The organism is Paenibacillus sp. CFBP 13594, assembly GCF_014842675.1.
Lineage (GTDB): Bacteria > Bacillota > Bacilli > Paenibacillales > Paenibacillaceae > Paenibacillus > Paenibacillus amylolyticus_B.
The window spans coordinates 1,691,838-1,712,923 of the sequence record NZ_JACYVQ010000001.1 but is presented as its reverse complement, the minus strand read 5'-3'; the positions used below and the strand labels follow the sequence as shown (position 1 = coordinate 1,712,923).

The window sequence follows — 21,086 nt, the reverse complement described above, 5'->3', positions numbered from 1 at the left end:
TCAACGATCGAAGCTAGCCTGCATTACCGCTAGGCTTCTTAATAAATAGCATATAGAAAAAGATGCCATTACGAGGATGTCGTATTGGCATCTTTTGATTGTACTCATTGTTTGATAGCCAAGTTGATTATCGGGAAATTACATCAGGATTTATATGGCAGGCTCATCTGACAGCTGAAAACGGGAAACAAAATACCAGATGAGCTCGCGACGCGAGGATATCTTGGTTTTGGCGAAAATGGATTTTAAATGATCCTGAACCGTGTAGACGGAAATATGCATCGCAGCAGCAATTTCTTTGGATGAATAGCTGCGCAGCACATATCCGAGCAGTTCCCGCTCTCGACTGGATAATCCATGGCTTTCGGCAAGCAAGGGCAGCAAATCCTGCGGCATCGCCTGCTCCAAACGGATAGCAATCTGATCCGGTCCTTTAAGCTGTTGCATGAGACTGGCATGAAGTATGAGGTAACGCCCATCCGGAAGTTGAATGCAAACTTTGGATGGTGAGTCGGGAGCAAGTTGAGTATCTTCAGCCCGTTCAGCCCGATTCTTGCGCTGCAAGTGGGAACTCACTGCACGTACCGGACGGGGCAGAATGTCTGGCCCTACATGTTCCAGCGTACGCAATTGGGACAGCCAATATTGCGCGGAGGCGTTCAGGGATAAGAGCTGGAACGTATCCGAAGTGATCAAAATTCCGGGTTCCTCGGGACTTTCACTTGTGATCTCATCGATCAGTGTCAGGCTCGTGGACCGCAGCATCGATGCAATAGAAGCGGTCCAGGACTGGATCATCCACCGCTCCTCTTCTGTAAAGACAGCACTTTCTGTCTTACGATATAGGGTCAGATATCCCCAGCAAGCGTCTCCACTGACCAATACAGCACGTAGTTCATCACCGAACCCCGCTGGCTGAAGAATGTTGATATATCGAGGGCTTTGTTCAAGCTGTAAGTTGGACATATGAAGTGTAGCTGTATACTCACCACTGCGAATTAATTCAGCGTATTTATGTATATCTTCTTCCATGTATTCATTGATGAATAACCGATCATGAATGGCCTCAATGCCATCTTCTGTCACGGCTCCTGTGGAGAGAAGAGTCAGAGGATCAACGGTAGTGAAACAGTATGCGTCGTAAGGGATAACCGAATGGATCTGCTTGAGAACAGCTTCCCGGTAGGTACGTGAGGTCCACGTTCCTTTTTCAAGAGAAGTGATAAGTATGTAATTCTGATCAATACGTGATGTCAACAAGATATCTCCTCTCTCTGTGCGCATATCCCAATGTTCTGGGATTGTAGGCTCGGCGTATCCTTCTATAATGAAATTAGACGAACAACGAGTCAAGTCTAACTTCAATTCAAGAGGAGTGCGATATCCATGAATCACAATTCATCACCGATGAGCTGGGAAACAGCAGATGTTCATCGTTACGAACAATCGATAGCCCTGAAAATTCCGGGTTATTCTCATATGCATGATCTAATGGAACGGCTGCTTTCAGCATCTTTTGCAGATAACAACGATATTCATATCCTTGTTGCCGGTGCGGGAGGGGGAAAAGAGATTGCTCTGCTCGGATCACGTCATGCCGGTTGGACATTGACTGGAGTAGATCCATCACAGCCCATGCTGCAACTTGCTGAGAAACGAGTCACGGAAGCAGGCATCGGTTCCAGAGTGACGCTGCAACCTGTCACGGTTGAAGAGTTGCCGGAGGATATTTTATATGATGGGGCGACAAGCATGCTCATGTTGCATTTCCTTCAAGGGATGGAGGCCAAGAGAACGTTTCTGACCAGCCTCGCAACGAGACTTAAACCGGGTGCACCCCTGATCATTGCGGCTATAAACGCCGATCTTCGATCACCTGCACTTCCAATCATGATGCAAGCTTGGCAGGATCACATGTTGAGTGTGGGCGTGCTTCCTGAAGAGTGGGAGCGTTTTGCTGCTTCCTTAGGCCGTGAATCCGATCCAATATGCTCTGAAGAGATGACTCAGCTACTGACCGAATGCGGTTTCTCACAAATCACACGTTACTTCGGGGCGTTCTGGGTGGAGGGGTATTATGCAATTCGAAACTAACGTGAAGCCTATGAAAGATCAGATCTGGGTGGTTGGTGGTTATGGTCAAGTGGGGCAGATGATATGTAGTCAACTGGGGAAATTGTTCCCAGGTAAAGTATGGGCTGCGGGTACACGCATGAACCGTGCGGAAGAGTTCAGTAGGTCTACAGGTGGTGCTGTGCTACCGCTTCAACTGGATGTAACACGACCTGTAGAGCCATCCATGTTAAGGCCTGTGAAGCTGGTCATCATGTGTGTTGATCAGAGCGATACCCGGTTCGTTGAAGCCTGCGCACAAGCCGGAACCGATTATATTGATATTTCTGCAAAATATGATTTTCTCGCTCAGGTTGAACAGCTGCATACCAAAATGCAACGTTCCCAATCGACCACGATCCTCAGCGTTGGATTGTCACCGGGAGTAACGAACTTGCTTGTACGCGAAGCGACCATGCATATGGATCGGGTAGAGGAAGCAGATATTACCGTGATGCTGGGACTTGGAGAGAAACACGGAAAAGCTGCCGTTGAGTGGACCGTTGATCAGATGAATGCCACCTACCAGGTGATGCAAAAGGGCAAGCCTACGGAAGTGCAAAGTTTCGGAGATGGCAAAAGGATCGATTTTGGAGCGGTATTGGGGAACCGGAAGGCCTATCGATTTAACTTTTCAGATCAACACGTGGTTGCTCGGACGTTACGAATTCCAACTGTATCCACCCGACTATGCCTGGACTCCCGCTGGATCACAGGATCCATGGCAATCTCCAAACGTGCAGGGTTGTTTTCGTTGTTGCGTATCCCGTCTATTCGGAATGGAACGGTGAAGGCCTTTGGTCTTATTCCTGGAGGAGAGCCGATGTATGCGGTCAAGGTCGATGCCATTGGATGGGAAAATGGGGAACAAGTCCGCGTCGAACAATTGCTTGTTGGCGATAAGGAAGCAGATGCAACAGCAGCCGTAGCAACAGCCGTGGCGGAACGCGTATATAGAACGGAGTCAGCGTTGCCTCATGGTGTGTTTCACATTGAACAGTGTCTCTCTTTACAGGACATTCAGGATGCACTTCATACGCCACTAGAGGTGACCACCCAGATCACCTAGTTTCATGTTCTTTTGCTGGGAACCTCCGATCTGCTATGATGGAACAATAATCATGGCATGAATGGAGGGAGGGAGATCATGAACTGCGTTGCTGTATTACCTTATTACAAAGTACAGAGAGAAGTGACGGGTCTCGCCCAAGAGATTGAGATGAATGCCCGCTCCATGATTCTGTATTCAGATAAAATCGTGACCAAATACCGCGAGTTCAACATTACGGAAGTGTTTGATATGTCATTTCGCCGTATGGGTGATGAAGGTGGATTTTTCTATCTGCACACAAGCACAGGAGTATATCCATATATGGTCGAGATTGACCCCAAACCCTTTATACAAACTTTCAGAAAGATGACGATACAAAAATTAAAATGACTTGACCTTTCCGTTACGTGAAGGCTTACCCTCGGATATGGAATGAACCATAACCAATTCAGAGGAGCCGTGAATGTAATGAGTATACTGATTCAGCAAGCTACGATCCTGACGATGAAAGATGCCGATGCCGCCTTCACGGGGGATATTCGTGTTGAGGGAGATCGCATTACGCAGATTGCTGATCACATTGTGCCTCAACCGCAAGATGAGATTATCGATGGTCGCAATAAGGTTGCCATGCCAGGACTGATTAATGCCCACCAACATACACCAATGAGCCTGCTCCGGGGATTCTCGGATGATCTGAAGCTGATGGACTGGCTCGAACGCAAAATGTTGCCTGCCGAAGCGCGGATGAACCCGGAAGATATCTATTGGGGGGCCAAGTTATCCATTGCCGAGATGATCCGTTCGGGTACCACTGCTTTTGCGGATATGTATATCCATATGAACGAGATTGCAGAAGCGGTGAAGCAAACGGGTATGCGGGCATCGCTTACACGTGGAATGGTATTCATGGAGGATGATGGGGGACGCAGGTTGCAAGAGGCGATCGATCTTGTACAGCGCTGGTCTGGAGCGGCCGAGGGGCGGATTACAACCATGTATGGACCGCACTCTCCCTACACTTGTCCCATGGAGCCGTTACGTGAAGTCATTGCTCTGGCTGTCGCTGAGGATATTCCGCTACATATTCATCTGGCTGAGACGAAAGAAGAAGTTGTGAAGATTCGTGAACGTTATGGCATGACACCGACAGAGTATTTGGAAGAGGCGGGTATGTTCGAACAGGCACATGTGTTGCTAGCGCATGGTGTACACCTCAATCGAAGGGATATCAGCAGATTGAAGGGTATGCGCGGTGGTGTAGCACATAATCCGGTCAGCAATCTGAAGCTGGGATGTGGAATTGCTCCGATTACCGAGATGTTGGCCCAGGGGATTAACGTGGGGATCGGAACCGACGGAGCGGGAAGTGCCACAACCGTGGATATGTTCGAAGAGATCAAAGCCGCGACCTGGCTGCAAAAGCTGGACTATGGCGATCCCACTTGCTTGCCAGCCAAGGATGTACTAAGCATGGCTACACGTGGAAGTGCTAGTCTGCTTGGTCTACAGGATGAAGTGGGTATGCTTGAGGTGGGGTGTAAAGCTGATCTGATCCTGATCGATCTGGTGAAACCACATCTTCAACCTGTACATGAAGTAGAATCGTTACTGGCTTACAGTGTAAATGGGGCGGATGTGGACACAACGATTGTGAACGGTCAGATCCTCATGCAAGGCAGGAAGTTGTTAACGATTGATGAGGATGAACTTTACCGTGAGGTGAAGGTTAGAGCCAAACGGATTGTTGAGGGAATTTAATTTTTAGTGAATTTAATCCAAACTGGAAAAATATCTGTGCTCAAAACGCTATGGAGGCTTACTCCATGGCGTTTTTTGTCGAATTATAGCTGGAAATAGTTCCATGGTCCTGTTCAGAATTGGTTCAGAATGACTCGTTATACTGAGCGTGTAGTTGTTCAAATTAGAAATGTATACGAGGAGGAACATGAATTGAAGGGGAAACAAAACAAAAAACGGCTTAAGCCAATATTGAAAAAAAGCATGTTGACTGCGCTCGGATTGGGTATTGCACTGCCTATAGGTGGAACGCTCCCGCAGGCTGACGCAGGTGCAATTGGTCCGGTAATAAACATTTCACGACCAGTTCTTAACGATGGCATCAACTGGTTTAGTTATTCATCGGAAGAAAATAATCCTTCTTTTGTGTCCGATGTGCCTATCGAGGTAACCATCAATAATATCGTCAGAATCAATCTAAGTACACATTTTCGATCCGATGAGTATAGTACGCTCACAGCTATCTCAAGTGATAGCAATATAGCTGAGACTTATGTAGAAACGAGACAAGATGAGAATACGCAAACGCCTATCAGTACATTGGTGGTTATTCCTCGCCAAAGCGGCATAATCAACATCGAATTGAAAGCAAATTATATGATCTCTGGTGCACCAGAAACGGTTACGGATAACATTGAACTTTACATTAGTAAAAAAGGGGATGTAAATGCAGACGGGAAAGTGAATTCTTTGGATGCAGCTGACCTTTTCAATTATCTTCGTAACATGATGACTCGCCGCAGCTTTTCTTATGTAGAGATGAACCGAATGGATGTGGATCGTAATATGGAACCCACTCTGGGGGACATGGATGCTTTGTTAATAGGATACAAAGGCAAAACACTTGGTGGAAAAAACAATGACTATGTGTTGACCTTTAAACAAGTAGATGATGCGCCGTATGTACTAAATGGTGAATTGAAGAATGCCATGTTAATTGGAAATGAAATTGGCGTTAGTCATTATATAATGGATATTGATTACAATGATTACATTAATACTCCTTCTTACCAGTGGTACCGCGCAACGGAAGCTTCGAGAGAAGATATGGTGCCAATCGAGGGGGAAACAGGAGCAAAGTATACCGTTAAAGATGAGGACGAAGGTTATTATCTTGTGCTCGAAGTTATTACTCAGTCCACTTGGGACTCGAATACGGAGCCTAGAAAAGTATACATTGTTGGAAAAGAAAAAATACAACGCCTTGATTAATTCATATTTTTATTTTAGATAACGAATAACAATACATTTTCTATCTTTACCATACGATCTATCAATTGATACAGACATGGAGGCTATCACATGTTTCAACCGAAAAAGAAACGTCCTAGAATCAGAAAAACAATGTCAGGTCTGATCGCACTGACATTACTCTCTTCGCTCATATTGCCAAATGCAGCTGGAGCAGAACCGGTAGAACCAGCACAAGTACAATTTGCAAATGTAAGCGTACAGGCAGGGCAGACCGTTCATGTACCCGTTGCATTGAAGAAGTCATATTTCGGGGTGAAAGCTTATAATATGCAGATTGATTATGATACGTCTGCACTGGAAATTGTTCGGATCACTCCTAAATCGATCAACGCCATCACCACATCCCCAAATGAAGATGGTGTAGCAGATTTTCAGTACGAAATTAACAGTGCGGAAGGCTGGGTTCGAATCATATGGGTCGATTTTACCGGGGGTGACCATTCAATTGTAGATGAAACCCAATTATTTGATATGGAGATCAAAGCCAAAAGCAACGCGACGCCTGGAACGAAACAGCTATCCGTAGATCAAACGGATTCAGAACATTGGCATTTTACGAATGTGGAACATCAGAGCTACACTGAATTGTCCGGTGGAACCATCACAATTACAGCAAACTCAGGTGGTGACAATTCTGGTTCGACACCCACACCGAATCCTGGTAACTCTTCGGGTGGAGGAGGAAGTGTATCGCCAACCTCCCCTGTCATTACCCCTGTTCCATCGACTCCGGCGGTAAACAAAGGTGTAGACATCTATGTCAACGGACAGAAACAGGAACAATCTGCATCGGCTACCACATCAACGGTAAACAATCTGGTTACCACCACTGTTCACGTGGATAATGACAAAGTCATTAATCAGATTGGAAGTGGACTAAAAACGCTTCTACTGCCGATTACAGGTACTGGCAAGGGTGCGGTCGTTGGTGAACTGAACGGAAAATTGGTTAAAACGATGGAAGGAAGTAATGCCGAAGTTGTCATTCAGACAGACAGTGGTACGTACACTCTCCCGGCAAATCAGATTCAGATTGATCAGGTTCTGAACCAATTTGGAAGCACTGTTCCAATGGAAGATATCACCATTCAAATCGCTATTACACCTAGTGCCACATCCAAGCAATCAGCCATTCAGGCCGCAGTGGATAAGATGCAGAACACTTCGGTCGTTGCAGCTCCAGTTGATTTTGAAGTAAAAGCCATCTGGAATGGACAACAAGTTAATGTGGATCGTTTCAACTCTTATGTAGAGCGCTCCATTACATTGCCAGAGGGAGTGGATGGTTCAAAGATCACGACAGGCGTTGTGCTTCAGCCCGATGGCAGCCTTCTGCATGTGCCGACTAAGGTTATCAAAGGCAATAAACAAGATTCTGCTATTATTAACAGCTTGACGAACAGTACCTATGCGCTGATCTATCATCCGGCAACATTCAGCGATGTATCAAGTCACTGGAGTCGGGATGACGTACAGGATCTGGCATCCCGTCTGATCGTACAAGGTACTGGTGAGAACGTGTTTGCGCCAGACCGGAGTATTACGCGAGCGGAGTTCACGGCTGTTCTGTTAAGAGGTTTGGGTCTGCACTCCCCGATTAGCACAGAAGCGGCATCGTTCACAGATGTGAAGACTGGCAGCTGGTATGAGGGTGAGGTTCAGACGGCAGTGTCCTACGGCCTGATCTCAGGTTATGCTGATGACAGCTTCCGTCCGAACAGCGAAATTTCTCGTGCTGAAGCGCTGACCATTGTGTCACGTGCGATGAAACTGGTCGGTCTGGCACAGGCCGATGCTTCAGAGACAACAAGTCTGCTGAGCACATACAGCGATAGCGCTAAAGTACAAGCATGGGCAGCAGAGCCGGTTGCATCGGCGATTAAACAAGAGCTGGTACAAGGTGCTGATGGCAAACTGATGTCAGATGCAGACATTAGTCGTGCACAGTCAGCCGCGATTGTGAAAAGGTTACTTGCAAAAGCTGGACTAATCTAATCAAATTTTGGACACCTACACTTCCTTGAAATGATTTATTTCAAGGAAGTTGTAGGTGTTTTTTTGTATATAGTTCTTTTGAACAACCTCTTATAGGTGCAATGGTCCAGTTCATTATCAGTTCATACTGATTTGTTACGATATGAACATCAAATAGATAGATATTGTGCTTGATCAGGAGAGGAAGAGATCCATATGAAAATACTAGAAGTTAAAAATGTGAAGAAATCCTACACCTTATATGGAAAAGAAAGAGTTCCGGTACTCCACGGTTTGAACTTAAGTTTTGAGACAGGGGAATTTGTCTCCATCCTTGGCGAATCTGGCTGCGGTAAGTCAACGCTGATGAATATCATTGGTGGCATGGACTCCGATTATGAAGGGGACGTTGTTGTTCGTGGCAAGAACTTAAGTTCCATGACCGAGAAAGAAATGGATGATTATCGGAAGAATAACATCGGCTTTGTCTTTCAAAATTTCAATCTGATCCCGCATCTGTCTGTCCTCGAAAATGTGACGATTGCGATGCAAATGACGGATACCAATGAGAAGGATCGCAACCAACGTGCTGTTGATATTTTGACAGAGGTCGGGCTGAAGGATCATCTGAACAAACGTCCCAACCAGTTATCTGGCGGTCAGAAGCAACGGGTTTCCATCGCACGGGCGTTATCCAACAATCCGGATATTATTCTTGCAGATGAACCAACGGGTGCTCTGGATAGGGAAAACGGAGATCAAATCCTCGCTCTGCTCGACAGTATAGCCAAAAAAGGAATGCTGGTGATTGCCGTAACTCACTCGCAGAAGGTCGCTGACTCCGGTACACGGATTGTGAAGGTTGAAGAGGGGCGCATTAGTGACGATATTCACCTGAAAGATCCTTCTACGGCTGTTTACGAGAGTGGTCAGGATTCTTCCCGGAGCCTGAGCTTGCTTGCTTCATTCAAGATGGCACTTAAAAATATGAAACTCAACGGCAAGCGTAATGTACTGGTAGCATTGGGTGGATCTATAGGTATATTAAGTGTACTCCTGATGCTCTCCTTGGGGAATGGAATAACGACATATATGAATGACGAAATCAATTCAAGTATGGACCCTTTGCTTGTGGATATAACCAAGCCGAGTGAAGAAGCCAAAGACATGCAAGGTCCTGAGGCCTTGATGGCACCAGGTGAACCTTTTACCGAAGCTGATGTTGAGACGATTCGCAATTTTCCTAATGTGGATCATGTAGAGACAATTACAACTATTACAGGCAAATCCACTATGGTGAATGAAAAACAAAGTGTAGGACTCACACAGTTAACGACGTTAACGGATGCTTTTGATCCAGCACTGATGACAACTGGTGTTCTGCCGGTAGAAAATCAGATGTTGTTACCTCTCGATACAGCGAAACAATTAAGCGGAAATGATCAAGCTGAAACCATGATCGGCAAGTCTGTGTTTCTATATATCAATGAGATGGATAGTAATAATAAACCAGTGACCTTGGAGAAAGAAGTAACGATCTCAGGGATCTATGAAGCGGCAGATCAACGATCTCCAATGCAACAATCCCCGGGATACATTTCATCAGAGACGTTGGAGCAAATGTATGCGGACAAAGGAATAACAATCGGGCCAATTCAAGTTAACGCCTATGCAACCGATATGAAATATGTAAATGATATCAATGAAGCTGCTGTGGATGCTGGTTTCGCAGGCTCTCAAATGGCCAAGGTCATGGAGAATATCACCACATATGTAAGTATGGCTTCCATTGTACTCGCGGGTATTGCAGGCATTTCGTTGATCGTATCCGGTATTATGATACTGGTTGTACTCTATATTAGTGTCGTGGAACGGACGAAAGAGATCGGGATACTGCGGGCGATTGGAGCAAGAAAGAAGGATATCAAACGAATATTCTTCTCCGAATCTGCCTTATTAGGCATATTTAGTGGTATTATTGCGGTAATCTTTGCAGTGATCATAAGTTATGTGTTAAATATACTTCTGGACAATGCGTTTGGAGCAAAACTGATTAATCTCTCTGGATATTACATCTTGTTTGGTCTCGTGGTAAGTACGGCGATTAGTATCGTGGCCGGTTTGATGCCATCATCAAAAGCGGCGAAGCTGGACCCGATGGAATCCTTGCGATACGAATAAAACCAATGGCGGAAAGGATAGGGTTACATGAACACGATTCTGGTGGTTGACGATGATTCCCATATCCGCAAATTAATCCGAATCTATCTTGAAAAGAATCAATTTTCCGTGCTGGAAGCAGCAGACGGTCAAGAGGCGTTAGATCTTCTCTCTCATACGAAAGTTGACCTGGCAATTGTGGATGTAATGATGCCGAGAATCGACGGCATTGAACTGACGGAAGATATCCGGTCTTATCTGGATATTCCGATCCTGATGGTGACAGCCAAGGGAGAATCCAAGGACAAAGTCAGAGGATTTAATGCCGGGTCAGACGATTACCTGGTTAAACCTTTTGATCCTGTGGAGTTAATCCTGCGTGTGAAATCGTTATTGAAACGATATAACAAAAGTTCATCAAATATCATTCAGATCAGCGGTGTAACGATTGATTTGGGCAATCTGATGGTCGTTGCGGACGGACAAACCATCGAATTGAAAAAGAAGGAATGTGAATTGTTATTTTCTCTGGCGAGTTCGCCAGGGAAAATATTCACACGTACACAGCTTATAGATGATCTATGGGGCATCGATTATGAAGGCGATGAGCGTACGGTCGACGTGCATATCAAACGGTTAAGGGAACGGCTTGAACCTGTACCTGAGCTAGTGATCTCAACGATAAGAGGACTTGGATATCGTCTGGAGCGGACATGAACATGTTGAGGAAGAGCCTGCGACTTCGAATTGTAGCTACGTTTATCGGGATTGTTCTGGTGAGTTTAATTCTCTCCTTTATGATCAATAACGGGTCCCGCGAAAAGGCGCCGAATCGTTTTATGGTTACCTTTGCTGAAGACATCGCTACAATGATTAACCTGATTGATGATCCGGAAAAAGTGAAATCTAGCTTGGGTATTTTTGCCCGCTACGGCTTGAATATTACTCCCGTGAATCAACAAAGTGAAGTGTTGTCTTCCTTGCCAGAGGATAAAGTTCATTCGTTATTTGAGGCGGGGACAACCGATGCAATGTTCATGTCCAGTAAAGATGGAATTGCGACCATAGGTGTTCCCGGAACAAACGAGGGGATCGGCACATTTCTGATTCAAAGTGATTTCTCCTCTCTTTTTCATACACTGCGAAACACGCTCTTAACTTCACTATTAACAGTACTGGTCATTGGTAGCCTACTGATCCTGTTCATGTCCGGGTACATTGTGAAACCAATTAAGAGATTAACGGTTGCAGCGAAGGAGATGTCGTCAGGTGACCTGTCGGTTCGCTTGAAACATAATAATCAGGATGAGTTCGGGGAACTGATGGAGAGCTTTAATCATATGGCCAGTGAGTTGCAAAAAATCGATTCGGTTCGTGATGACTTTGTCAGCAACGTCTCTCATGAAATGCAGTCTCCGCTCACATCAATTAGAGGATTCACCAGAGCCTTACAAGATGGTGTTATTCCATTAGATGAGCAGAAAGAGCATTTGGATATTATATATGAGGAAACGCTGCGCTTATCGAGGCTCAGCGATAATCTGCTTCGGCTAGCCTCGCTGGATTCAGAGCATCATCCGGTTCATTTCACCACATTCCAGGTAGATGAACAATTAAGAAGGGCGATTTTACTGGCAGAGCCGCAGTGGGCGCAGAAGGACATCGAGATCGAACTGGACTTGTTGCCCTGTGAGATCACGGTGGACAAAGATTTGTTCGATCAGGTCTGGCAGAATTTAATAAACAATGCGATCAAATACACCGGCCCTAAGGGTACCATTCATGTCGAGATTGAGACGACATCTTCATTCGTGAAGGTAGTGATTAGAGATTCTGGACAAGGTATACCTGAGGAAGCACTTCCGTATATCTTTGATCGATTCTACATGGTGGACAAAGCGCGAAGCAGCTCGCTTCGAGGCAATGGATTAGGGTTGTCCATTGTAATTAAAATTTTGAAATTGCATCAATGTACAATTGATGTAGAGAGTGAAATAGGTAAAGGCACCCAGTTTATGGTCACGATCCCAAGATCGAGCATTACAACTTAAGGCAAGCCAGAATAGAAAGCAGCAATATGAAAACAATCGGTTCCTGTGCGTTCAGGATTCAGATTGCTTCATATTGCTTTTTTGATATTAGGATACTCGACAAAATTTCATATATAGTTTTGTTTAGCAGGGAATCATTTGATAAAATAGAAGAGACGTTATGTGAATCTATGAACTTAATCAATTTATCATACACAGAATGGAGCCATCCAATGAAATATCGCAATATGGAAGATTGTATTAACGATCTGGAGCAGCACGGTCATTTGATTCGGGTCAAAGAAGAGGTTGATCCTCATCTGGAGATGGCAGCGATCCACATGAAAGTGCACGAGGCTAAAGGCCCGGCGTTGTTATTCGAAAATGTAAAAGGCTCAAAGTTCCAGGCCGTATCCAATCTGTTCGGCACGGTGGAACGAAGCAAGTTCATGTTCCGCGGTACGCTGGAAGGCGTACAACGGGTCATGGCAGTTCGTGACGATCCCATGAAGGCGCTTAAGACGCCATTTCAGCATGTCCAAACAGGTCTTGCTGCGTGGCAGGCGCTGCCAAAACAGAAATCTATTAGCCTGCCGGTGTCCGCGCAAGAGATTCAAATCTCGGATCTGCCGCTCATCAAACACTGGCCTATGGACGGTGGGGCATTTGTGACGTTACCACAGGTTTATTCGGAAGATCCGGACAAACCAGGCATCATGAATTCAAACTTGGGGATGTACCGGGTTCAACTGAATGGCAATGATTTTGAAATGAACAAAGAAATTGGATTACACTATCAGATTCATCGCGGAATTGGTATACATCAAGCCAAAGCGGTCAAAAAAGGAGAACCACTGAAAGTCAGCATTTTCATTGGGGGTCCACCAGCACATACACTCTCAGCGGTTATGCCTCTGCCTGAAGGACTCAGTGAGATGACATTTGCCGGTTTGCTCGCCGGACGTCGCTTCCGGTACAGTTACAAGGACGGGTATTGCATCAGTAACGATGCTGATTTTGTCATCACGGGTGATATCTATCCAGGAGAGACAAAACCCGAAGGTCCGTTCGGGGATCATCTGGGTTATTACAGTCTGACACATGAATTCCCGCTAATGCGTGTGCATAAAGTCTATGCCAAACCTAATGCTATCTGGCCGTTTACGGTTGTTGGTCGACCACCGCAAGAGGATACGGCTTTTGGTGATTTGATTCATGAGATTACTGGAGACGCGATTAAACAGGAGATTCCTGGTGTCAAAGAAGTGCATGCGGTCGATGCGGCAGGGGTCCATCCATTGCTGTTTGCAATCGGCAGTGAACGTTACACGCCGTATCAGGCGGTGAAGCAGCCGACAGAGTTGCTCACGATTGCTAATCGCATTTTGGGTACGGGTCAGCTCAGTCTGGCGAAGTACCTGTTTATTACTGCTGAGGATCAGCAACCTCTGGATACCCACAAGGAAGTTGAATTCCTAACCTATATCTTGGAGCGTATGGATATGCAGCGGGATATTCATTTCCATACCCATACGACGATTGATACTTTGGATTACTCGGGTACAGGACTGAACAGCGGCAGCAAAGTTGTTTTTGCAGCATATGGCGACAAGGTTCGAGAGTTGTGCACGGAAGTGCCGGGATCTTTGAAAAACATTCGTGGTTATGAGAATCCACAGCTCATCATGCCGGGTATTGTTTCGATCCAGACATCGGCCTTTACGAGTTATGCGAATACAGCACAGGAGATGCAAGCATTCACATCTCTATTGAAAGAACAGGGAGGCCTGGACTCGTGTCCGATGATCATTCTATGTGACGACAGTTCGTTCCTGAGTGCTAACCTCAGCAACTTCTTATGGGCAACCTTTACTCGCAGCAACCCTTCACATGATATGTATGGGGTTAACAGCGGGTATGACCACAAGCATTGGGGTTGTGATCAGGTGATTATTGATGCACGTACCAAACCCCATCAGGCACCGCCGCTGATTCCCGATGCTTCGGTCGAGAAGAGCATTGAACGATTTTTTGTTAAAGGTGCTAGTCTGGGTTCGATCAAAATCTAATTTGAGATGATTTGAAGAAGTTCAAACGGAGCGTTTGAACTTCTTTGGCTTACTCTGATACGGCAATGAGGCATAAAAGTGTGTGAAAGTTTAAAACCGGGACTAATATGGATATTGGAGTGAGGATAAAGTCTTAGACGTTCGTATTTACCATTGTGATTAAGGTCGTTTGAACTATGTATGAAATGAAGAATTATAACGATATAAAGAAGTATAGGTATTTTTGTGGCCCCGTTCCGTTGGGTGCTGTTACTATAATGAATTGTTCAGGGGGAATACCGATTTGAGAATCCATATTATGAACCTGCAAGACGGAGACCGTCTAACTGCGGATACATTCAGCGATGCAGGATTACACGTTCTCGGGAAGGGAACTGTGATCAAAGGTGAGGATATCACCTTGCTTATGCAGCACCGTGTAGATTATGTAGATATTGAATCACGCGAAGAGGAAATCACTGAAGCAGAATTTTTTGCTGCAGCCGCCAAGCACGCTTCCGGGATAACTACGAAGGAAGAACCGCCTGAAGAAGAGCTGAAGTCCCAATTTATTCAGACTGTACATAATTATCAAAATGCTTTTCTCGAAGCTCTGACCGTTGGCAAGTTCAACGCCACCATGGTGGATGATGCACTGCAACCGATGGTTGAAGGACTGGATGAGCAGAAAGATGTCGTTCATCTCCTGATGATGCTGGAGCGGGATGACGTCAATAACTATACACATTCAATCCAGGTAGGATTGTTGTCCTTCTACCTTGCGAATTGGCTTGGATATTCTCAGAAGGAGAGTTATCAGATTAGTCGCGGTGGTTATCTGCATGACATTGGAAAGTGCAAAGTTTCCCACCGGATTCGGAACAAAACAGAACCGTTGACGAATGATGAGCAGCTTGAAATGCGGCGTCACACGATATATGGCCATGAAATTATTAAAAATTCGATGACGGATGAAGCGACAGCACTGGTTGCTCTGCAGCATCACGAACGGGAAGATGGGTCGGGTTATCCGATGCAACTTGAGAAAAGTGAAATTCATCCATATACCCAGATTGTATCTGTAGCGGATATCTATATAGGCATGAGATCCGGGAACCACGGAGGCAGCAATCCAAATCTGATCAACAACCTTAGAGATATCTATGGAATGGGATTTGGTAAATTGAATGAAAAACCGGTTCAGGCATTGATGCAACATTTGCTTCCTAATTTCATCGGGAAACAGGTATTGCTCAGCAATGGAGAAAAAGGAGTTATTGTCATGAACAATACATCTGATATTTTCAAACCACTCATCAAAGTGGAGTCTGAAGAATATCGCGATCTCTCCAAAGAGCGTACGCTTGCCATTGATGAATTGCTTATTTAATCTAAATATGATCTGTATTCCTTACTTATATTGAGAACGGGCCTCCTGTACGAAGACAGGGGACCCGTTTTTTGTTATATCATCCTAAATGTGTTGTTCGACCAAGAAAGCAAGCGTATACTTTGCAAAGACCTTATTTTTCCTGCCAAGGAGCGATCGCCATGATTGAAGTGACTACCGAGATTACGATACATGCCTCGATTGAACGGTGCTTTGACTATGCCCGGGATATTAATATACATACTCAGACCGTCTGGCAACATACGCGAGAGCGAGCAGTCGCAGGAGTAACCACAGGAAGAATTGGAGCAGGGGATACAGTTACATTTCAGGCTACTCATTTTGTATGCTGGCATTCCTGGAGAGTCGCAATCGTAAACTCAAAGTGATACTTGAGCAGTAGCCAGAATTGAAGGGATAAAGGAGAGAAGACATTTGATGGATAATGAATATTTTGTAGGTTGGGGCACACTTGCCTTGATTAATGCCGGACTGGCTCAGGGAAAAAACAGAAGTGGTCGGAACTGGTTTCTGATTTCCCTGTTATTTGGTCCGTTGGCAACTCTTTTTATTGTGGTGTGGAACAAACTGGACTAATTCAATGATCGAGATTCCGATGCATATAACGATCGATCATCCAGAATACAAGGGCTGCTGCACTAACGCCAGCACCTAACCAGCATACGGCTGTCCAGCCCGCCCATGCATACACTTGGGTAGAAACGATGGAGCCGGTTGCACTGCCGATGGAATAAAAGATCATATAGGCTGCCGTCAGGCGGCTCTGCGCTTCGGGACGAACTTCGTAGATCAGACTCTGGTTGGTAACATGTACGGCCTGTACGGCGAGATCAAGCAGGATAACACCCAGGATCAGAAACCAGAGGGAATGATGGACATAACCGATGGGCAGCCAGGACAAGAGTAGAATGACAAGCGCAACACCGGTTGTTTTCTGCCCAAGGCCCCGATCGGCGAGTTTACCTGCACGGGCGGCAGCCAGTGCTCCAGCCGCTCCAGCCAGACCGAATACACCTATGACCGTATGAGACAGGGACAGTGGAGGGCTACTTAGTGGCAGAACCATGGAAGTCCACAAGATGCTGAAGGCTGTAAAAATCAGCATGGCCAGCACACCTCGTACTCGTAACACACGCAACTCACGGTACAGTTGCAAGACGGAACCGAGTAATTGGATATAGCTTTGTTTCACTTGCGGGGATTGCTGCCTTGGGAGAACAAAAAATAAGGCGACAATTCCGAGTAATGTAAGGCTGGCGGAGAAGAGATACACCGATCTCCACCCGAGCCAATCGTTCAGCGTACCTGCAACCGTTCGTGCAAGTAAAATGCCAATGACGATTCCGCTGGTTACCAACCCGACAATGCGACCACGTTCGGAAGGGGCTGCCAAGTGTGCAGCAAAGGCAACGAGCGTTTGCGTAATGACGGCTAATAAACCAACGACAGCCATGCCCGTGAATAAAAGTGAGCTGGATTGTGCGGTTCCTACGAGAACCAGTGCAAGCACGGATAAGAGCATTTGAATGATGATCAGCTTGCGGCGATTTAAGAGGTCACCAAGCGGAACAAGAAGGAACAGCCCCAAGGCATAACATATTTGAGTCACTGTGATGACAATCCCTATGGATGATGGAGAGAGGCTGAATTCTTGAGCGATGGAGTCCAGCAGAGGCTGAGCGTAATAAATATTGGCGACCGCAAGTCCGCTGCACAAGGCAAAAAGAAGAGCAACTAACCGTGACATGGCAGGACGATCCTTATTGGATAATTGTGCATCTGGAGAAGAAGTTTGCATGAGTAGTTGTCACCTTTCTGTTATGTACTGATCGGTATGTTATGTTTCGGGATAACCATACTTTATTTGCGTGAATTCTGTCAACAGAGAATTGGGTGAGGGTTAAACTGAAGATTATTTACCCATAGAATACGACGATAAAATAACCATGAGATCGCTTGTATTACTGATTTTTTTCGATTTAATTTAGAGCTGAAAACTCCTTTTCTGTTATTAGGTTTTGACTTTGTAATAAGAGTGAGATTACAATATAAACATACTGATCGATACATAAAGAGGTGAATTGTATGGTTAGACAACGGGAATTTGATACGGATAAAGCACTTGATGCAGCGATGCATACGTTTTGGGACAAAGGGTTCGAAGCGGCATCTTTAAATGACTTGACGACCGCAATGGGCATACAACGTCCCAGTCTTTACGCGGCTTTTGGCGATAAAAAGGAATTATTTGAAACAGCACTTCGCAGGTATACCACTCAGCATGCGGCTCAAGTCAGAGCCAGACTTCAACAGGGCTCCACGGTGCGAGAGGCCTTTCGAGGGCTGTTTGAACATATTGGAGCCGAGGGGAGTGTAACCGAGCCTAGTCACGGCTGTTTTTGCATTAATACGATGGTTGAGCTGGCTCCACATGATCCCAAATTCGCTGTCCTTACACGGGAGCATCAGATGTACCTGGGTGTTCTTTTCAAAGAAACGATAGAACGAGGGCAACAGAGCGGGGAGTTGTCTACTGACATGAACACAAATGCGGTCGCACAGTCTCTGGTAGTATCCATGATTGGACTGACTGTACTGATGAAATCAGGACCGGACCGCTTGTTTGTAGAGCAGAGTATCCAGGTTACGCTGTCTTTGTTACAATAATCGGAATGATATTTATGAAAGTGATGCGAAGTACCTCATTTTACAAGGATGATGGAAGTTGTTTCCCTTCTCTTATCTGTGTCTGAGGGCATTGGGCAGATCAGGCCGAAGTTGCTACAATACAGTTAAGACTTGAGCAGGTATAGGAGGAGATCAGGAATGAATACGAAGTTGCGCTGTGCCGTTTTGGATGACTATCAGAACGTTGCGTTGACGTCGGCAGACTGGAGTTCGTTGATGGATCGGGTGGAGATTCAGACATTCAACAACTATATGGGCTCGGAAGAAAAAGTCATTCAGGAATTGCAAGATTTCGATATTGTGGTCCTGATGCGGGAACGTACACCATTTCCGGAGAGGGTTATTTCGCAGCTCCCTAAGCTAAAACTTCTGATTACAAGTGGTATGCGCAATGCATCCATAGACCTTAAGGCTGCGGAGCAAAAAGGGATCATAGTGTGTGGAACCGAGGGAAGCTCTAATCCGCCGACGGAGCTTACATGGGCACTAATTCTGGGGCTGTCCAGACAACTGGTTACGGAAAATAATGCACTTCGCTCTAACCGAAACTGGCAGAGCACTGTAGGGTTGGATTTGTATGGGAGAACACTTGGATTGCTGGGTTTGGGCAAGATAGGCACTCGCATGGCTGAGATTGCACAAGCATTTGGCATGAATGTGATGGCCTGGAGTGAGAATCTAACACAAGAGAAAGCCGAAAAACATGGTGTCATCTGGTCCGAGACCAAGGAGCAATTGCTTGCACAGAGTGACATCGTATCCATTCATCTGGTATTAAGTGATCGTACGCGGAATCTGATCGGACAAGCCGAATTTCAACAAATGAAATCGAGTGCGCTACTCATCAATACGTCGCGAGCGGGCATTGTCGATCAGGAAGCTATGGTAGAGGCATTGCAGAGTGGTGTGATTGCTGGTGCAGGTCTGGATGTATATGAGCAGGAACCGCTGCCGGTTAACCATGTGATGCGCACATTGCCCAACGTTCTGGCCACACCGCATCTGGGTTATGTGACTCGCGGCAATTATGAGATCTATTATAATCATGTCGTGGGAAATATAGAGATGTTCCTGAAGGGAACACCGATCAGGCAACTGCTTTCTTAGAATAAACGTATGCGGAGTATGACTCTGCTACAGTTATATAGAATCAACGACAAATAAGGTGCTGCCAGGAGAGAGTTAGACCTGAGCAACACCTTTTTAGTATATCTATGTAGCAGGACACCGCATAAAGGGATATTCGTAAAATATATTCTTTCCTACCGACCCATCCCCTCACCAAAACAAATTTAATTGTGTTGTCCTCGCTGGGAGGAATGAATCATGGCAACGCTTGATTCACGAACGATTAAGCGTGGTTCAAATTGGATGTGTTCGTAATCGGTCGTATTCATCTCCCGAATTCGTTTTAACAACAGCTCGGTAGCAAGTCTGGCGACTTCTTCGCCCATAATGGACACGGAACTAATCTGAGGAGACGTGATGGTCGTCCATTGATTATTATCCACACCCACAACAGCCACATCTTCAGGTACACGAACCCCTAACTCCTTGAACCGATTAACCAATCCGATGGCAACCATATCATTAATGGCATAGACTGCATCTGGCATATGCGTAAGTCCGTAGAAATAATCTGCAGCATTGGCACCAGTATTCAATGAAAAGTCCTCACCAAAGTAGACGAGAGAAATGTCCACATGGCCTACAGCTTGCTCATAAGCACGGAAGCGCTCTTCAATAATGTCCTTCGGTGCTCCTGCATAAGCGATTCGAGTCCGGCCGATTTTGAACAGATGTTCCATCACCAGTTTGCCTTCAGGTTGAGACAGAGAGACGATATCTGCCCTCATTCCGGGTTCCAGTTTCTTGCCGTAGTTAATCATAGAGATGGGGAGCGGGGCTTTATCAATCAGTCCCGGTAACGTTTTGGGATAGGCCAGAGGCATGAAGATCAATCCATCTACATGCAATTTTTTTACATTACGTATCGTTTCCAACTCGGTTCGGGCATTGCCTGCCGTGTTAATCTGAACGACATGGTACCCGTGCTGCTTCGCCGTTTGCTCAACAGACCAGGAAATATCCGGAATAATGGCGTTACGTATGTCGGGCACAACGAGCGCGATCTGGTGCGTTTGCCGGATTTTCAGACTCTGTGCGGAGGTGTTGGGTACAAAACCCAGTTCTTCAATGGCCTTCATCACCTTATCTCGTGTTTTAATGCTTATGCCTTCTGAATTGTTGATGGCCCGGGATACGGTAGCGATGCCCACGCCGGCACGCTCAGCCACATCTTTGATCGTCAGTTTCTGTTCTTTCCTCAATGTACGGTACCTCACTTTATCGGAAACGATTCCGAATATTTAGGGATATGTATGCACTTCACGATAAGTATATAACTTAATTATAACATTTGAGCCATGAAGTATCCCGTGATTGGACCACATTTATGCCGAAGTATGATTATATTTCATTCCGTCTGCAATATTATTTGTCAGGATATATCTTAATAACTTGGATTACACCGGTTAAACAATACCGCTAAATTAACT

General features: G+C 45.6%; 18 protein-coding genes. 15 read left to right on the top strand and 3 right to left on the bottom strand.

Annotated elements, in window-relative coordinates:
- Positions 1-150 precede the first annotated feature (150 nt).
- A complete protein-coding gene (locus tag IFU39_RS07455; RefSeq protein ID WP_244660889.1) occupies positions 151-1,257 on the bottom strand; it encodes a helix-turn-helix transcriptional regulator in 1,107 nt (368 codons plus the stop codon).
- 129 nt (positions 1,258-1,386) lie between these two features.
- Here IFU39_RS07455 and IFU39_RS07450 point away from each other — a divergent pair, with 129 nt between their 5' ends.
- The 13 genes from IFU39_RS07450 (at position 1,387) to IFU39_RS07390 (ending at position 16,416) form a co-directional block, all read left to right on the top strand.
- Positions 1,387-2,094 (top strand): class I SAM-dependent methyltransferase, encoded by a 708-nt coding sequence (locus IFU39_RS07450; RefSeq protein ID WP_192131926.1) that lies wholly within the window; start codon positions 1,387-1,389, stop codon positions 2,092-2,094.
- Positions 2,078-3,181 (top strand): saccharopine dehydrogenase family protein, encoded by a 1,104-nt coding sequence (locus IFU39_RS07445; RefSeq protein WP_105598491.1) that lies wholly within the window; start codon positions 2,078-2,080, stop codon positions 3,179-3,181. The genes IFU39_RS07450 and IFU39_RS07445 overlap by 17 nt, the downstream gene beginning before the upstream one ends.
- Before the next feature lie 78 nt (positions 3,182-3,259).
- Complete coding sequence (locus IFU39_RS07440) at positions 3,260-3,553, top strand: hypothetical protein (RefSeq protein WP_074094818.1); 294 nt, start codon at positions 3,260-3,262, stop codon at positions 3,551-3,553.
- A gap of 78 nt (positions 3,554-3,631) precedes the next feature.
- Positions 3,632-4,924, top strand: a complete 1,293-nt coding sequence (locus IFU39_RS07435; RefSeq protein ID WP_192131924.1) for an amidohydrolase — start codon at positions 3,632-3,634, stop codon at positions 4,922-4,924.
- A 192-nt stretch (positions 4,925-5,116) separates the two neighbouring features.
- A complete protein-coding gene (locus tag IFU39_RS07430; protein ID WP_105598493.1) occupies positions 5,117-6,175 on the top strand; it encodes a dockerin type I domain-containing protein in 1,059 nt (352 codons plus the stop codon).
- A gap of 90 nt (positions 6,176-6,265) precedes the next feature.
- Complete coding sequence (locus IFU39_RS07425) at positions 6,266-8,212, top strand: S-layer homology domain-containing protein (RefSeq protein WP_192131922.1); 1,947 nt, start codon at positions 6,266-6,268, stop codon at positions 8,210-8,212.
- Positions 8,213-8,407: 195 nt separating this feature from the next.
- Positions 8,408-10,372 (top strand): ABC transporter ATP-binding protein/permease, encoded by a 1,965-nt coding sequence (locus tag IFU39_RS07420; RefSeq protein ID WP_192131920.1) that lies wholly within the window; start codon positions 8,408-8,410, stop codon positions 10,370-10,372.
- 27 nt (positions 10,373-10,399) lie between these two features.
- Positions 10,400-11,068: a response regulator transcription factor gene (locus tag IFU39_RS07415; protein ID WP_091016806.1), complete on the top strand. Its 669-nt coding sequence runs from the start codon at positions 10,400-10,402 to the stop codon at positions 11,066-11,068.
- Positions 11,065-12,402, top strand: coding sequence for a sensor histidine kinase (locus IFU39_RS07410; RefSeq protein WP_091016804.1), 1,338 nt, complete (start codon positions 11,065-11,067; stop codon positions 12,400-12,402). The genes IFU39_RS07415 and IFU39_RS07410 overlap by 4 nt, the downstream gene beginning before the upstream one ends.
- 212 nt (positions 12,403-12,614) lie before the next feature.
- Positions 12,615-14,450 (top strand): UbiD family decarboxylase, encoded by a 1,836-nt coding sequence (locus IFU39_RS07405; RefSeq protein WP_192131918.1) that lies wholly within the window; start codon positions 12,615-12,617, stop codon positions 14,448-14,450.
- 283 nt (positions 14,451-14,733) lie between these two features.
- Positions 14,734-15,819 (top strand): HD-GYP domain-containing protein, encoded by a 1,086-nt coding sequence (locus IFU39_RS07400; protein WP_192131916.1) that lies wholly within the window; start codon positions 14,734-14,736, stop codon positions 15,817-15,819.
- A 161-nt stretch (positions 15,820-15,980) separates the two neighbouring features.
- Complete coding sequence (locus tag IFU39_RS07395; RefSeq protein WP_342345638.1) at positions 15,981-16,208, top strand: hypothetical protein; 228 nt, start codon at positions 15,981-15,983, stop codon at positions 16,206-16,208.
- A gap of 46 nt (positions 16,209-16,254) precedes the next feature.
- Positions 16,255-16,416: a hypothetical protein gene (locus IFU39_RS07390; RefSeq protein WP_155985038.1), complete on the top strand. Its 162-nt coding sequence runs from the start codon at positions 16,255-16,257 to the stop codon at positions 16,414-16,416.
- A 1-nt stretch (position 16,417) separates the two neighbouring features.
- Here IFU39_RS07390 and IFU39_RS07385 read toward each other — a convergent pair whose 3' ends face one another.
- Entirely contained in the window at positions 16,418-17,638 is a 1,221-nt protein-coding gene (locus tag IFU39_RS07385) for an MFS transporter (protein WP_192131914.1), read from the bottom strand.
- Positions 17,639-17,925: 287 nt separating this feature from the next.
- Between IFU39_RS07385 and IFU39_RS07380 the strand changes: the two genes are divergently transcribed.
- Positions 17,926-18,507: a TetR/AcrR family transcriptional regulator gene (locus IFU39_RS07380; protein WP_192131912.1), complete on the top strand. Its 582-nt coding sequence runs from the start codon at positions 17,926-17,928 to the stop codon at positions 18,505-18,507.
- A gap of 159 nt (positions 18,508-18,666) precedes the next feature.
- Entirely contained in the window at positions 18,667-19,635 is a 969-nt protein-coding gene (locus tag IFU39_RS07375) for a D-2-hydroxyacid dehydrogenase family protein (protein WP_105598500.1), read from the top strand.
- 185 nt (positions 19,636-19,820) lie between these two features.
- On the opposite strand, the gene IFU39_RS07370 is transcribed toward IFU39_RS07375, so the two are convergent.
- Positions 19,821-20,858, bottom strand: a complete 1,038-nt coding sequence (locus IFU39_RS07370) for a LacI family DNA-binding transcriptional regulator (protein WP_192131910.1) — start codon at positions 20,856-20,858, stop codon at positions 19,821-19,823.
- Positions 20,859-21,086 lie beyond the last annotated feature (228 nt).